The organism is Parasphingorhabdus flavimaris, assembly GCF_013371215.1.
GTDB lineage: Bacteria > Pseudomonadota > Alphaproteobacteria > Sphingomonadales > Sphingomonadaceae > Parasphingorhabdus > Parasphingorhabdus flavimaris.
The window spans coordinates 529,300-541,966 of record NZ_JABWMH010000001.1 but is presented as its reverse complement, the minus strand read 5'-3'; the positions used below and the strand labels follow the sequence as shown (position 1 = coordinate 541,966).

15 protein-coding genes are annotated in these 12,667 nt (G+C 47.0%); 6 read left to right on the top strand and 9 right to left on the bottom strand.

The features are described 5' to 3' along the window. Window positions 1–78: 78 nt before the first annotated feature. The 3 genes from HUO14_RS02585 to HUO14_RS02575 are packed head-to-tail and all read right to left on the bottom strand — an operon-like array spanning window position 79 to window position 1,591. Window positions 79–792 carry a Fic/DOC family protein gene (locus tag HUO14_RS02585; RefSeq protein WP_176278312.1) on the bottom strand — a complete coding sequence of 238 codons (714 nt, stop codon included), beginning with the start codon at window positions 790–792 and terminating at the stop codon, window positions 79–81. Continuing rightward, window positions 789–1,088 carry a hypothetical protein gene (locus tag HUO14_RS02580; protein WP_176278311.1) on the bottom strand — a complete coding sequence of 100 codons (300 nt, stop codon included), beginning with the start codon at window positions 1,086–1,088 and terminating at the stop codon, window positions 789–791. The genes HUO14_RS02585 and HUO14_RS02580 overlap by 4 nt, the downstream gene beginning before the upstream one ends. A gap of 5 nt (window positions 1,089–1,093) precedes the next feature. Further along, the gene (locus HUO14_RS02575) at window positions 1,094–1,591 is read right to left on the bottom strand and encodes an antirestriction protein ArdA (RefSeq protein WP_176278310.1); all 498 of its coding nucleotides are present in this window, start codon (window positions 1,589–1,591) and stop codon (window positions 1,094–1,096) included. A 276-nt stretch (window positions 1,592–1,867) separates the two neighbouring features. Here HUO14_RS02575 and HUO14_RS02570 point away from each other — a divergent pair, with 276 nt between their 5' ends. Both HUO14_RS02570 and HUO14_RS02565 read left to right on the top strand, forming a co-directional pair. Beyond that, window positions 1,868–2,344, top strand: a complete 477-nt coding sequence (locus tag HUO14_RS02570) for a hypothetical protein (protein WP_176278309.1) — start codon at window positions 1,868–1,870, stop codon at window positions 2,342–2,344. Window positions 2,345–2,381: 37 nt separating this feature from the next. Further along, complete coding sequence (locus HUO14_RS02565; protein ID WP_176278308.1) at window positions 2,382–2,684, top strand: CU044_2847 family protein; 303 nt, start codon at window positions 2,382–2,384, stop codon at window positions 2,682–2,684. Here HUO14_RS02565 and HUO14_RS02560 read toward each other — a convergent pair. Then, window positions 2,681–2,959 carry a hypothetical protein gene (locus HUO14_RS02560; protein WP_176278307.1) on the bottom strand — a complete coding sequence of 93 codons (279 nt, stop codon included), beginning with the start codon at window positions 2,957–2,959 and terminating at the stop codon, window positions 2,681–2,683. The two genes, HUO14_RS02565 and HUO14_RS02560, sit on opposite strands and share 4 nt — an antisense overlap. Window positions 2,960–3,032: 73 nt before the next feature. After that, complete coding sequence (locus HUO14_RS02555; protein ID WP_176278306.1) at window positions 3,033–4,466, bottom strand: S8 family peptidase; 1,434 nt, start codon at window positions 4,464–4,466, stop codon at window positions 3,033–3,035. Between the two features lie 245 nt (window positions 4,467–4,711). Between HUO14_RS02555 and HUO14_RS02550 the strand changes: the two genes are divergently transcribed. Beyond that, window positions 4,712–5,641 (top strand): hypothetical protein, encoded by a 930-nt coding sequence (locus tag HUO14_RS02550; protein WP_176278305.1) that lies wholly within the window; start codon window positions 4,712–4,714, stop codon window positions 5,639–5,641. On the opposite strand, the gene HUO14_RS02545 is transcribed toward HUO14_RS02550, so the two are convergent. Continuing rightward, window positions 5,616–6,137: a hypothetical protein gene (locus HUO14_RS02545; protein WP_176278304.1), complete on the bottom strand. Its 522-nt coding sequence runs from the start codon at window positions 6,135–6,137 to the stop codon at window positions 5,616–5,618. The genes HUO14_RS02550 and HUO14_RS02545 overlap by 26 nt on opposite strands. 179 nt (window positions 6,138–6,316) lie before the next feature. On the opposite strand from HUO14_RS02545, the gene HUO14_RS02540 reads away from it, so the two are divergent. Continuing rightward, window positions 6,317–6,940 carry a recombinase family protein gene (locus HUO14_RS02540; protein WP_217907884.1) on the top strand — a complete coding sequence of 208 codons (624 nt, stop codon included), beginning with the start codon at window positions 6,317–6,319 and terminating at the stop codon, window positions 6,938–6,940. A gap of 99 nt (window positions 6,941–7,039) precedes the next feature. Next, window positions 7,040–8,326, top strand: a complete 1,287-nt coding sequence (locus tag HUO14_RS02535) for a hypothetical protein (RefSeq protein ID WP_176278303.1) — start codon at window positions 7,040–7,042, stop codon at window positions 8,324–8,326. Window positions 8,327–8,353: 27 nt separating this feature from the next. Here HUO14_RS02535 and HUO14_RS02530 read toward each other — a convergent pair whose 3' ends face one another. Then, on the bottom strand, window positions 8,354–8,770 hold the full coding sequence (locus HUO14_RS02530) for a hypothetical protein (RefSeq protein ID WP_176278302.1): 417 nt from the start codon (window positions 8,768–8,770) through the stop codon (window positions 8,354–8,356). A gap of 336 nt (window positions 8,771–9,106) precedes the next feature. On the opposite strand from HUO14_RS02530, the gene HUO14_RS02525 reads away from it, so the two are divergent. Then, window positions 9,107–10,960 (top strand): ATP-binding protein, encoded by a 1,854-nt coding sequence (locus HUO14_RS02525; protein ID WP_176278301.1) that lies wholly within the window; start codon window positions 9,107–9,109, stop codon window positions 10,958–10,960. On the opposite strand, the gene HUO14_RS02520 is transcribed toward HUO14_RS02525, so the two are convergent. Beyond that, window positions 10,961–12,214 (bottom strand): type II restriction endonuclease, encoded by a 1,254-nt coding sequence (locus HUO14_RS02520; protein WP_176278300.1) that lies wholly within the window; start codon window positions 12,212–12,214, stop codon window positions 10,961–10,963. Then, window positions 12,207–12,662, bottom strand: a complete 456-nt coding sequence (locus HUO14_RS02515) for a very short patch repair endonuclease (RefSeq protein ID WP_176278299.1) — start codon at window positions 12,660–12,662, stop codon at window positions 12,207–12,209. The genes HUO14_RS02520 and HUO14_RS02515 overlap by 8 nt, the downstream gene beginning before the upstream one ends. Window positions 12,663–12,667: the final 5 nt, after the last annotated feature.

The window sequence follows — 12,667 nt, the reverse complement described above, 5'->3', positions numbered from 1 at the left end:
GCTATCTTATGGAAGCTTCAATGCAATGGGCGGGGCAACAGTGGGCTTGGCACTGGAAACAGACGATAAATGCTGATTTCAGCGTTCACGCTCGGGATTTTTGTCAGGCTCTGCCTGCTTCCTGTAATTCTTTGCTGCGCGCCCTGCTTTTCGTTGCAGGGACGTTTTTTTCTGTGACTGGTTTTTTCCGCGTTCGCGCAGGTTGGCGGCGATCAAATCAGCCATAGGCTTGTTCGTGCTGTTGAAGCCGATCATCGAGGCCTTGTTCCATGCCTCGCGATCCTTCGAACCAAGCCGAAACTCAAGACCGTTGCGGTCAGCAAGAACACGCAGCCACATACGTTGAGCACGGCCATTGCCGTCGACAAACGGATGTACAGCATTCATCTCGTTCACATAGTGCGCCGCACGCTTGGCGAACTCTCCCTTGGGCAGCCCTTGAAGGAAGCCCTCTTGCCTGAGCGCTGTGAATTGCTTCTCCATCCATGACGATATTTGCTCAGGCGGAGCAAAAGGGGAAGGCCCTCTTCCGGTCGTGTATTTGCGCTCCTGTCCCGCCCAGGCATAGATGTCGCCAAACAGATGCGCATGAATGGCTTTGAAGCCATCGTAGGTCATTGCCTGACCGGTTGAAGGCAAAGGCGATTGTGCAGCCCTGCGTGTGACCTGGCGTTCGACTTGTTCAAGCGTTTTAGGATTGGAAATGCCTAGCTTGTTGCGCAGTGTCTGTGTGCTGGTATCGAAGATACGTTCAAACTCACGCTGCTCGATTGCGCTGCGCGTGTAGTTCATTCGCTTGAAATTGGGTCATCAGCAGCACCATATTTCTCTCTGAAATAGTTTATGAGCCGTTCCATCTTTTCCTCATCGGAAATATCAAGCTGATCGAGCGCATCATTGAAGGCAATGTCCTCTGGTGCGCTTTGCGCCAGCCCTTCGATATCTGCGTCCACATTTGCCTGCTCACTTCGCCATGCGCGTGCTTCCGGCGTATCGTCGGTTATCATTGAGGGCAGATGTGCAAAAGGGTCGTTTTTTCCGTCTTTGATCATGACAGAATTATAGCTGAAGTCATGGATTTTCGCCACGAAATTTAGCTACATCGGTAGACATATCTTGTGCCTGATATCTCGGTTTCCGAATAATCAAAGCCCAGATCGCGTGCAATGGCATCGATGTCGAGATAGCGTCGAATGCGCTCAGGAATTGAGCCAAACAGACCTTCTTCAACGAAGTGCTCAGCCAGTTCATTCAGCGAGTCCATCTCGTAAATATCGATATCGACTTCACTGATATTGCACGAAGCATCATATCCGCATTCGTCCACAGCGATGATGAACGCCACTTTCTCATGGGCATCAGCCACATCCATAAATGCGATGACCTCGGACAAATTTGCCTGATTAATTCCGTGCGCCTCAGCAAGTTTTGCATCGATAGACTCACCGTCAATAAACTGAATTTCATATTCCTCGACCAATTGGCCGTAGCGGTCACGATTGGTGCTTGAGCGTTCCAGATATTCGTCCACGTCGGTGAAATAAAATCCGGTTGCATCGATGTTATAGGGTTGAGCAAAAAATGTAGTCATGTGCCTCGCCTCCTTTCATGTTTTATTGAGGACGCGAAAAACAAAGGCGGAGGAATGAGGGGGCAAAGTCAGCGTAAGCGAAATGGGCAACACGGTCTGTGAAACAGATGGTGCGGGCAGCCTATTGACTTGCCCCCGCCTCCGCCAAAGTCGCGGACAACACATCAATGAGACAGGAAAAGGCCAGGTCACCGACGAACAACGCTAACCCTGCAAGTGGATAAACCCGCATGAATCCGTCGCTTGGTTTCTTGGAATCACGTATGATTTACAACAATGGCAAAAGACAGGATTGAAATTACGGAAGAGATACGAGCGCATCTGAAAGCCGAGCAAGAGCGCACAGGCGCGGGTATTCAGCGATTGTTTCGTGGCACCAATGACGTTCGCCCTGAAGGTTTAAAATCTTCCTCAATCGTCCATAACTGGCTGAATGGAACACATAAGTCCGCAAGAAAAGAGCACGTTGATTGGGTTGTTGCGGCATATCGGAATTTCGGAACACCAAAAGCGCAATCCTCGCGCATCACCATCACCGATGAATTGAGGGAGCAATTGGTGGCAGAATCCCAACGCACTGGGTTAGGAGCGGTGTCGCTCATGCGTCATGCACGACTTAGCGCTCCTGCAAGCCTCAACCCTACCAAGATTCACACATGGCTGGCCGGAACTACAAAAACCGCAAATCGTGAGGAATGGGAATTCGTGCTCACACTCTACACGCGACTTGCATCGCCACCCTCCATCAAATAGTTAATGATGGGAACAACAGCAAACTGAGGGGCTACACATGAAATATCTTGTTGGAGATGGGAAAACAACAATCGAATTGGTGGATAATTCGGGTGGCCTTCATGGTAGCGCTTACGGAGACAGTGCCGAAATCAAGATGCCGGCAAAGGAAGCGCTCGAGCCTATGGCGCGCTTTGCTGAAGACGCGATTGAAAAGTTCAAGTCAGTCGGCGACCCCGACCAGGTGGAACTGGAGTTTGGCCTTGAGGGAGGAGCGGAAGGGGGATTCTTTGGCTTGGCCAAGGTACATACTAAGGCAACAATCAAGTTGAAGGCGACTTGGAAAAGGAAACCCGCTTAGGTCATAGTCATTTCAAGACCACCAGGTGTGCCAATTTGTACACCGCCTTGAAATTCGCGCTCAATATAATCTGGTAGCCCTTCAAGATCTCCGTCTTGTGCCTCTATGTAGACAATAGGCATAGTCTGATAGCGGCACACCACTTGAAAATGGAAATGATCCGAGATTCCTTTTAGAACAGAATCTGGAAAGGGGTCATGCTCACTACCTCCAACACTTCTAGCAAAAGCATTGGAGCAGATAATTATCAACATATTCTCTTTTAAGGCCCCCATCTTATTTCCTATTTAAACCCTAAATATGTATTAGGGTTTGAGATAATTCAGAGGCCGGAAAAAATTCTTTCAATCAATTCTCCGCACTAATAATTGGCAATACGCCATTTTCATCATTGAGAATTCTAATATAATTTAGCATTCTCGTCCAGCGAGACCGCGAATTCCGTTTTTTCTGTGCTAGGGCGGTGAATATTCCCGCTACAGATGCCGCCGCCATAGAAGTCCCTGTTCTCAATATGATGCGGCCATCCAAGTCCTCACAAGGCATATTGCATCCGCAAATGTGAGCTGTGGGTAAGTCTGAGCCTGTGCCGCCCTTTCCGAAACCAGATTTCGACCACCTGAGGCCTTCTTCGGTCAGAGCGCCAACAGAAAACACTTGCGGCTGATCTGCGGGGAAAGAGGTTTTGCCGGACTGATTGCCAATGGCCGCAACGATCACAACGTCATGTAGCTCGAACATGACAGGCAATTTTGCCATTATACCCGACATGAAAACTGCCGAGTTATCTCTTGGCGACCGACAGATGCCATTCGGCAATAACAGGGTATCAATTTGTTCCATGATCCCCCTACCATTCACAATCTGAGAACGAGGAGACAAAAGAACGTCGAACGCCTCAAGCAAATCGCGAAAATCATATTTCAGCTCATTGCCGTGCCGTGTCATTTCAATACGGATTGAGATGACCTGAGCATCGCAGGCGACGCCGACGGATTTGCCCGCAGCGATAGTTGCAGTCGAGGTCCCATGTCCGATCGTGTCATCGCCATTCATGTAGTCGGGATGCAATTGGCCATCGTGACCCAATTGGATCGACCATTGCTGAATAACACGCCCTTCTAGTTCTCTAGTTGCGGGACTAATCCCGCTGTCGATGATGCAAAGGGTTGCACCCTTACCTGTGCCGAACGTTTTCCGGAGTTTTTCTAGGGCCAGTTGCCATTCGCTATCGCTTGCTTCGGGCGCGGCAATGGTTCCGACATGCTCCGAGGCAGGTGCACCAACCATGGTCCAATTCCATGCTGTGGCCACTCCATCAGGGTCCAACCGCTTTCGGAGCTCTCCCGATGCACCGTAAAACCCGACGATCCCAATCGAAGGCATCACCATAATGCGATGCTCGCCCTCTACATGATGGTGATAGATTCCACGCTCGTCCTGAAACCCATTGGAAAATGGCTCAGTGATGATGTCAGAGGCTGCAAGTTTGTACCCACCTTCGGGCAGCAGGTGGAACACTTTGAGGAAAAGAGCCGAGAGCCACTCCTCGAAGTCCTCACTGCCGTCGTACGCGAACGCGTCAACCGACCACAGTAGCCAGTCTCTCTGCCCCTTATTTCCCCGACGCGCTTTGTTTATTCGCGAAAGGACCTGTCGATTTTGAACGGTTAGGAGGTGGTCCGGCACCTCGAATTCAGCAACGTCTTTACCTTTGCCTCCATCCTCATCGAACCTCCTCCCTGCCAACTGATTGCCTTTTCCCCCAGCCCCTTTTCCCATTCCTTTAACAAGCCCCTCAGAACGCAAACAAATATTGGTAAGCCGAATTCTCTACACAGGCGAAATTGTGACTAGCAAGCTCTAGTTTCATCACCAACATGCCCATACTCATAATAAATTGGTCAAACCAGGCGCACGAGATTGATTTTTATATCAAATTTTATGTAATATTAAGATTCTGTAAAATCAGCTCTGCCATAATTACCTCATCCACGAGAACAAAAGATAAGGGTTGGGATAAGATAATGGTTACAGCAGATTCAGTTAGAGATGCAGGGATTGCAGCGCACTTGGCGGTTGATCCTGCCGTTCTTCCCGAACCCTCCATCTATTTTCAGGATTTCAACTTTGGCGGAACAATGTTTGATGCGTTGTTCGGAAATGCCGAAGCACTTGGCGGTGTTGGAGCTGGAATTTCCGATGTAGCACTTGAAGAGCGCATGGCACTCGAAGCTGAAGACCGCAAAAAAGATGATCCGATGGATGCGAGCCTTATTGCTGAATTAGGCGCTCTACAACGTGAAGAGCTACTAGCAATGACAACGGCAACTTACACAAACGGTCAATTTACAATGTTCGGCATTACGGTGGAAGAGGAAGATTTGAGCACTGCGATCGATGATGCACTCGAAGATTTTGACGCTTATTGTGATCGCCACAACATTCCTGAAGCAGAGCGAGCATCTCACTATACATTCCTGATGGCATTGAGAGCTGCTCCGCCCGAAGAACAAGCAAAAATGATGACAGAGCGCGCACAAAGCAGTCCCGAAGGTGCATCAGAAATGAAAGGCCTAATGGAAGATGCAGAAGAAATTGGTCTAAATCGCACACGCACAGCTGAGGTTACAGTTGGCGAGGTGGCTCAGGCGCGTGAACTCGCAATGGATGCACCCGAGCAAGTGGTCGAAGCCGCAATTAGCGGCACTAGAGTACAACAGGATGCAGTAGCTGTTCAGATTGATAGCAATGAAGTTTGGATCAATGCTCGTGCAGCACAAGGTTACGCAGACAGAGAAATTGATGATCTTGCAGATAGGAGAACTGTTGAAAGCGGTGACGAACTCGCTTCTATTTTTGGCGATGTTGCAAGTGAAGGACAATTTGCTGACGCCAGAGACACGACGCCTGCCACACCGAGAAATGAATTTAATTCTGTCCCAGGTCTAGGCTAGCAACTCTCTGCGGGAAATGGCGGTCATATGCAATTCTTGCCATTCTAACCGTTTCCGGTTGAACCATATCGGCGTTGTTTGAACCGATAATCGCGCCTGTGCCATCAAACACGGGTACCCCCTCAGCATAAACCTGTATGCTCGCAGATGAATTGGTTGGATCAAGGCTTGGTCCAAGAATTAGCGCCAAAGGCACACGCTCGTCACGCAATTGCAGGGCGGCTTGATATGCTTCTCGTTGCAAATCACGATTTCCACTGAATACGACGATAGCAATTTTATCGCGCGATGCTTCCGCAGCACCAGACTGTACAAATCGTATTGAACGATCCGTGTCATTGAATGTTACAAAAGGCGTCTCAACCTCAACAGCAGTTCCCGCTGATGTATTTACATTCGCAGGTATGGGAGCTTCTTGTGCAAAAGTAGCTGTTGGCGTTAAAGCGAAAGCTCCTGCTGCCACTGCTCCGAATATTTTATTCGCTACGTTTCTCATTGGCTTCATGCCCTTTCACGCCACCGACAATAACGACCGTTTTTGTCAAGGCGGATGGACAACGAAACGCAGTGAATCGTATAATTGTTGAAATTATCCAAATATTGTAATAAGATGCGCTACGCGCAGTGCAGGAATGACCTGCCAAGGCGAGAGACAACCAGCCTCGAATATTGACTGTGACAAAAACGGTCGTTTTTGACATTTCAAACCTCTCGCAAACCATCAGAAAACCTGCGCTTTATGATATGGCTCGTATAGGATACGCGCGGGTTTCCACCTGTGAACAAACGCTCGATTTGCAAACTGACGCTTTGAAGGCAGCAAACTGCGATAGGATATTCACTGACAAAGGGATTTCAGCGATTGCCAAATCGCGCCCAGGCTTTGAAAAAGCGTTATCCAGTCTGAGACATGGCGACAGTCTTGTTCTCTGGAAAATGGACAGGGCGTTTCGATCCCTGCGCCATGCGCTTGATGTGCTCGATCATTTCGAGCGCGATGGAATTGATTTTCTGGTTCTGACAGAGGGGATCGACACAACAACGCCTATGGGGCGTTGCTTCTTTCAAATCCGCAACGCGTTCGGCGAACTAGAGCGCAATCTCATTTCGGAACGTACCGTTGCAGGGCTAGCGGCTGCGCGGAAGCGCGGGGTAAAACTTGGTCGTCCCTGCGCTTTGTCAGCCAAGCAGATCCTCGACGCTCGGCGTCGTAAATCTGCGGGAGAGGATATGGCGGTGATTGCTCACCGGCACCATGTAAACGTTCGGACGCTCTATCGGGCAGTGAATGGCCGTTGATCCGCCGAATGAAAACTTCCGATCACATGACTATTTTGGCTTCTGCAAGAAAAATCTGCTAATAATCAGATGAATATTGAAAATTAGTGCGGGGAAAATGTGAAAGAAAACGAATTAAGGGACAGGCTCTTTGAAAAACACAAGGACAACCTTAGCTCTCTATTTGAGGCTTCCAAAACGGTTGCACAAATTGATAATAGTAAATTTCCTCATATATCTGCTCTGTTGAAGCGAAGGACTGAAGCTAAAATCAATAAAATGCTCGAAAACCTTGGTTCTCTTCACCTAGATGGCAAAGAGGTCAGGTTGGTTCGGGACGCGGATTCGACCACTAGAATTGACCTACTTGGCCACATTGCCGACTCTGGCGACCTCACGATAATTGAACTTAAAAAGTCAGACCAAACTGAGCGCCAAGCATTCACAGAGCTTCTCGCCTATGCCAATCATTTTTGCACCTTGTTTCCACCTTTATCGGAATCAAGCCTGCATTCGATACTAGTTGCTCCTATGGAAGGGAGAGGCGTTAGAGATGCCTTCGCTCAAGAGATAACAATCAATGACAAAAATATTGTCGCGCTAATTCCGCACATCGATGGAGAAACTATCTCGCTCCAACCATTTTATCCCAGCGATCTTTATTATCGTTGGATCGAGAACAACATCTTAGATGATAGCTCAATAACGGTCGTGACTGCCTCCTTCCCGCTGATTGAAGGATGGATCGATGCGGGGGCGCCGGGAGGCTCGCCCCCCGCATATACCCAACAAGCATTCAAAACGATGACGGGCCTGATTTCGCAACGGCTTGAAGCCGAAGGATTACACGGCTTCGTCTATGCACGCCAGTATTGGCACGAGGTTTGTCCAGCATTTCCGAACCCAAACACCATCGTACTTTGTTTGGTCAACCCGTTTAGCCCACATCGCACCTCCTCAGACGAAGGGGTTGTATTCGGCGATTCCGATGAAAATCGATTGAACGCAGTACAAGCTATTATTGACCAGATTGAAGACAGCGAGTTCTGGCTAGATAGCCTCCATTCAGCCTTCATGGGTCAGGCAATTCGAATAATACAGGAATCGTTTGATGAGTTTTTCATGAGCACCAATGGTATAGCCGTGCGTCCTGATATAGGCTTGCCTGACTGGGGCTCGTTTAAAACCAGCATGGTTGAAGCTGTAGTGTGCCACAATATGCAAATCAAACTCTCAGGTCTGCTACGAACGATATTTACCGAATATATGACGTATTGCTATGCCAACGGAATAGACGACATTTACTTTTCAGATGATCTTCCTAAATTCGGCTACATCGCGCATGATCATTTCCTCGCAGTCTGGGAAATTCTTCGCGGATTATCACTGGCTGATTCCGACGAATAAGCCCTAGCGGAGTCGTTGCCCCGCGCTTCAAAAGGCGAACAAATCCCCCTGTTTGCTTAATAGCTCATCGATAACCAAAATATGGGCTAATTCATTGTAGATGTGGTTATGTTTGAGGCTGATATTGGTATGAATATCGGCGCATCCGTCCTCCTCTGAATCCTCAAATCCTGCATCTCTTCGCCTAGCCAATTGCTTTGCCAATTCACGGTAGCGGACAACATCTTGCCCGAGTTCCTGTTTCGCAATCTCGCGCAATGACCTCAAAGATTCAGAACGCCTTGGCTCATTCATCTGGTCAGCTTTTTCAATCTCGTCAGCCCTATATCCGCGATACCCGCTTGCCTTTGCTGATAGCTGGATTTCCTTAAGGGACAGTCGTTTTCCTCCCAGAACATAATACCAAGGATGACCTGCACCATATCCTTCATGAGTAAATTCCATATCACTTCTCCTTCCCACCTTGAAACTGGTTTGCTCATGCAAACCTGGTGCTTCGCCGAGAAGTGGGGCTAGCAACTGCAAGGAGGCTCTGAACGAGGCTCCGCGAAAACGAGAGTTGAAGTGGATACGTTTGGATGCCTTGCAGGCGCGAGGGGCAAGGCCCCTTAGAAAATCCGTTAGTGATCGTTACCCGAATGGGCCGAGACTATTGGCTCGGTGTGTGGAACACGCATAGAGCGCGGGTCGGGACGACAACGGTAAAAAATCTAAAGTGCTATTTACTCGTAAAAAACGTGCTATAAATTATCAAATAAATCACGAACATATAGGGGTAACATGACAGATCAATTGACGCTTAGATACGATCCAATGACAATAAAACATTTGGGGGTATCGCTATATTCCCAGCTTCCAAGCGTCCTGTCAGAACTTATCTCTAACGCTTACGATGCTGATGCGGACTCAATTTACATTGATTTGATTGAAAAAAACAGCGGCAAGGAAATCTATGTCCGTGATGATGGGCACGGAATGAGCTTTGACGAAATTAATGAAAAATATCTCATGGTAGGCCGAAACAGACGAAACGAAGGCTCCTCGGGAATAACTCCCAAAAAGAAGCGCAAGGTTATTGGAAAAAAGGGACTGGGTAAACTCTCAGTGTTCGGAGTCTGTACAGAAATTGTGGTCAAGACAGTCAAGAACGGATTGGAAAACCAGTTCTCAATGGACCTTCATGAGATCGAAAAACTAAAGGGTGAATACCACCCTTCAATTTCTTCACTTAACAAGAAAACAGATGCGAAAGACGGAACAGAGCTCTGGTTGAAAAAAGTTAAACGTAAAAGCCCATTCAATCTAGAATCGATCGTAACCAGTCTATCGAAAAAGTTTACTATTTTCGATGAACTTGAAACATCTATTTCCTTAAATGGAAAAGACAGCGTCATCCTGACCAATGAAATGAAGTTCTCTGATCTGGACGTTAAATACGAATGGGATTTTCCAAGCAAGGAGTTTGGAACAGATTATGAGCATTGGGGGAAAATAAGAGGTAAAATTCTTACACCTGATACCCCGCTTAAGGACACCTCGATGAAGGGCATTTATCTCGTTTCAAGAGGGAAGAATGTTAACGAAGCCGAGTTTTACGGCGCTCGCGACAATGATCTTGTTCATAATTATATGACGGGATATCTGTGTATAGATTTCATCGATGAATTTCCTGAAGACATTATTAGTACGGATAGACATTCACTTATCTGGGAAGATGACCATGCTGCTGAACTGAAGGAATATCTTCAAGCAGTTGTTCGCAAAATTGGTACTGAATGGAGAAAAAAGCGAAATGCTGAAAAGGAAAAAAGCGTTTCTGAGCATGGGGGGAAAAGTATAGGAAAATGGAAAGATGACCTCGTTCCCTACGAAAGAGATTTGGCTTCAAAAATAATTGACCCTGTCTTGGATGATCCGAGTATCGACATAGATAAATCAGTCAGGCTTATACATGGCGTAATGGACCAATTTGATAATCAGTCATTCAAGGAATACGCTTCCCAATTAGCAGATACTGTTACAGCGACAGAGCTTCCAAAGATAATCGACTTGATGAATCAATGGAAGGTGACCGAGCTAAGGGAAATAAGCGCACTGGCTACCGCACGGATAGAGGTGATCACAAAATTTGAAGAATTGTTGGAAGGCGACACGAAGGAAATGCCAACTCTACATAATTTCCTCAAAAAATTTTCGTGGTTACTGGACCCCCGCGTGCTGGAATTTCAGGATGAAGTAACCTATTCGAAACTTCTCAAGGAAACCTACCCCGAAGACGAGCTTGACGAGAAAGATAAACGTATCGATTTTCTTTGCAGTAACGTGCTTGGCGGCATTCTGTATGTCATTGAAATTAAGCGAAGCCAGTACGTAATAGACAAAAAATCTCTTGAGCAGGCATACGAGTACGGAGTTTTTCTCAAGGATAAATATGCAAGTGAATCCGGGTTTTCGAATGTAGTTTGCTACGTCGTCGGCGGAAAGAAATCCGGCGAAGGCGTTTTTAGAGCGAAGGAAAAAACATATATGCGATCTGGAGAGGTTTTTGTGAAAACCTATCGGGAATTGCTGGAACAATCCAAGATTTTCCACCGAGAGTTTATTGAAGCGCACAGTGCATTCAAAGCCAGTTAGCTAGAGATTCTCAATCTGACGCTGTCTGGTTTCGATTTCACTAAGAAAATCTTGAAGGCACCAAAGAGAATTGATCTGTTTCTCTGTGTAGCTTGAATGGATTCTTTTAGGGATTACCAATTGGACATTCGAATCCATCATCATTTGCGTTTGAGGTTCGGAAATTCCCAGTTCAAGCGTCAAAAGATGCTTTTTCGAAATTCTTTCGGCTTCCGGTAAAATTTGAGGCCATCTATCCTTGCACGTGGATTTGGCTGCAAGCATCGTAAGCAAGCTTGTGGAGAATGATGGATTGAAATATTCTACCTTTCCTGGAAATATGAAGTCTGGTTTTTTCCCTTTTTCAGTTATGACCTGAGCATCATAATTGATTTCAAACTCATCGAAAATTACGCGTAAGTGATTTTCAAGTGACCTCCCCATTCTCGATTTTCGCCTGTTTTGGACGGAGAGCGAATATTTGATAAATCCATCAACATCTACTTGGTCGCCATCAAGGAAACCCTCAGATACTCGCTTTGCTACAATTTTGTTTTCCAGCCTCCTGAACATAGCCTCTTCGTGATCAAGCCATGCCATCAAAGCAATATCCGGATCGTCCCTAGAGTTTACTTCCGGCAAGGTCAGTCTCGCCAGATCGGAAAAATCCGCAGTCGAGGGGAATGCCATACCAAATCGCTCGATGATTGTGTCTAGGGAGTTTGCGTTCGGATCTTCAAATTCTATGCCTAGTTCATCAAGAATGAAGCGGGATATAAAATCCAGTTCAGTATCTTGTGATCCCGAAATCGTTTGAACAGAGAACCCCTCAAAGGATTGCTGGATGTCCAGTCCAAAAAGCCATGCCAGTTGATTGGTTATCGAACTGCTTTCGGGAACAACGATAAAAAGAAGATAATCATCTTTCTGTCGCGCAACGAAGAGACGATCCCTTTCTTTCATCAACTCGGTAACTGCGTTGGTTTGATAGTAAAGTCGCCATTCTGAGCTTCGCTTTGGCTGGTTAGCGCGCGTATCATACCAAGACAGATAGCCTTCCTCGCAAATGGATTCCTGTTCATCAGCGAGCCAGATATATCGGGCACGGAATCGATTTGCGCCCTTTCTTGGTGTACTGCCGAGAATGCGCATTAACGCCTTACCTTGGTCGACATCCCCGACTTCATGCTGATTTGATTTGCTAGTGGCATCAACACGCGTCAGTATTTTCGAACCAATTCCTTCGAAATAACCAGAAAGATAGCCTTTATTCATTACCAGATATATCCAGTCTTTGGGTGGTTCCTTTTAGCCATTTTGCACACCGGGCGATTGTTTGATCAAGCGGTTTTCTTGTTTTCCCTTTAAAAGCGCATTCCCAAACGACTGCTATTCGCCAATCCTTTTCAATTAACTCTTTTTGATTTCGGATATCTCTTGCGACATTCGTCATGATTTTTTCCCTCCAGAAATTCTCACGAGTTCGGGGCCATTGGAACAGATGACAACCATGCCTATGCCAGAAGCAGCCATTCACGAATATAACGGCGTTATATCGCGGAAGCACCAGATCGGGCTTTCCAGGAAGCTTCCTGTAATTGACGCGGAATCTGAAACCCTTTCTGTGCAGGGCACTCCGAAGGAGCAATTCGGGCTTGGTGTTTGCGCCTTTAATGGCAGACATCATGCGGCTACGAGTGTGCTGGTCGACTATATCCGACATGGCAA

Excerpts from the sequence above, each read along its gene's own strand:
- HUO14_RS02585 (WP_176278312.1), bottom strand. The coding sequence starts at position 792 with ATGAACTACACGCGCAGCGCAATCGAGCAGCGTGAGTTTGAACGTATC.
- HUO14_RS02575 (WP_176278310.1), bottom strand. The coding sequence starts at position 1,591 with ATGACTACATTTTTTGCTCAACCCTATAACATCGATGCAACCGGATTT.
- HUO14_RS02570 (WP_176278309.1), top strand. The coding sequence starts at position 1,868 with ATGGCAAAAGACAGGATTGAAATTACGGAAGAGATACGAGCGCATCTG.
- HUO14_RS02565 (WP_176278308.1), top strand. The coding sequence starts at position 2,382 with ATGAAATATCTTGTTGGAGATGGGAAAACAACAATCGAATTGGTGGAT.
- HUO14_RS02560 (WP_176278307.1), bottom strand. The coding sequence starts at position 2,959 with ATGGGGGCCTTAAAAGAGAATATGTTGATAATTATCTGCTCCAATGCT.
- HUO14_RS02555 (WP_176278306.1), bottom strand. The coding sequence starts at position 4,466 with ATGGGAAAAGGGGCTGGGGGAAAAGGCAATCAGTTGGCAGGGAGGAGG.
- HUO14_RS02550 (WP_176278305.1), top strand. The coding sequence starts at position 4,712 with ATGGTTACAGCAGATTCAGTTAGAGATGCAGGGATTGCAGCGCACTTG.
- HUO14_RS02545 (WP_176278304.1), bottom strand. The coding sequence starts at position 6,137 with ATGAGAAACGTAGCGAATAAAATATTCGGAGCAGTGGCAGCAGGAGCT.
- HUO14_RS02530 (WP_176278302.1), bottom strand. The coding sequence starts at position 8,770 with ATGGAATTTACTCATGAAGGATATGGTGCAGGTCATCCTTGGTATTAT.
- HUO14_RS02525 (WP_176278301.1), top strand. The coding sequence starts at position 9,107 with ATGACAGATCAATTGACGCTTAGATACGATCCAATGACAATAAAACAT.
- HUO14_RS02520 (WP_176278300.1), bottom strand. The coding sequence starts at position 12,214 with ATGAATAAAGGCTATCTTTCTGGTTATTTCGAAGGAATTGGTTCGAAA.
- HUO14_RS02515 (WP_176278299.1), bottom strand. The coding sequence starts at position 12,662 with ATGTCGGATATAGTCGACCAGCACACTCGTAGCCGCATGATGTCTGCC.